Source organism: Staphylococcus sp. MSU001, from assembly GCF_052976705.1.
Map to the genome: position 1 here is coordinate 1 of NZ_JBRIKK010000043.1, position 1,273 is coordinate 1,273.

1 protein-coding gene is annotated in these 1,273 nt (G+C 29.9%); it reads left to right on the plus strand.

Annotated elements, in window-relative coordinates; genetic code table 11:
* Window positions 1-332 precede the first annotated feature (332 nt).
* Window positions 333-1,273, plus strand: a 941-nt coding sequence (locus tag ACVBFA_RS11615; RefSeq protein ID WP_001831389.1) for a cation diffusion facilitator family transporter, incomplete at its 3' end; no start/stop codon positions are given.

The following is a 1,273-nucleotide window of genomic DNA, read 5'->3' on the forward strand; positions in this document are numbered from 1 at the left end:
ATTTTCTCTAAAAAGAAATTATCACTTGTTAATTATAATATAGTTAATATTTAGCAAGTGAAGTGTGGTTTATCATATGCAAAAATCCCACTACTGTCCAAAGCAAAGTAGGGTTTTTATTTAATATACAAAATACAAAGCATTTCTATATTGACAAAGGATAAAAATCATACTAACTTATGAATATATGAGCATATATTCATAAGTTAGTATGATTTTCTTCGAGTAACAAAACATTAATTGAAATTTTATATTTTTTAACTCTATAGTTATAAAAACAAAAATTCAAATTATAGAAAATATTTTTCATCATTAAAAAGAGGAGGGATTAAATGGAAAACGATCACAATCATAATCATACACATGGCGCGAACAAAAAGACTTTATTAATTAGTTTTATTATTATTACAAGTTACATGATTGTAGAAGGGTTAGGTGGTTTCTTTACTAACAGTCTTGCGTTAATTTCAGATGCTGGTCATATGTTAAGTGATTCTATTTCTTTAGGTATTGCTTTAATTGCATTTACTTTAGGAGCGAAGCAAGCTAATACAAATAAAACTTTTGGCTACAAAAGGTTTGAAATACTAGCAGCTGTACTTAATGGTATTACTTTGATGTTAATAGCTATCTATATTTTTTATGAAGCTATTGAGAGATTTAAAAACCCCCCTGAGGTAGCTTCTACAGGCATGTTAATTATCGCCTTGGTAGGCTTGTTTATTAATATTATTGTGGCTTGGATAATGCTGCGCGGGAGCGATGTAGAAGAAAACTTAAATATGCGTGGAGCATATTTGCATGTAATAAGCGACATGCTTGGATCTATAGGTGCAGTTATAGCAGCCCTTCTCATTATATTTTTTAGATGGGGGTGGGCGGATCCTTTAGCAAGTGTGATTGTAGCAATTTTAGTACTACGTAGCGGCTTTTATGTAACAAAATCAAGTCTTCATGTATTAATGGAGGGAGCACCAAGCAATATAAATACAAAAGACATTATTAAAACTATTAAAAAATTCAAAGAAGTTAAAAATATTCATGACTTTCATGTTTGGTCAGTAACTAGCGGATTAAACGCGTTATCTTGTCATATTGTTGTAGAAGATACAATGACCATTACTGAAAATGAGTTTTTACTTAAACGTATAGAACATGAACTCAATCATCAAAATATTCAACATGTCACAATACAGACTGAAACTTCTAACAATAATCATAGTGAAAAATTGTTTTGTATCGTGAAAGAAGAAGACAGTCAACATCATCATTA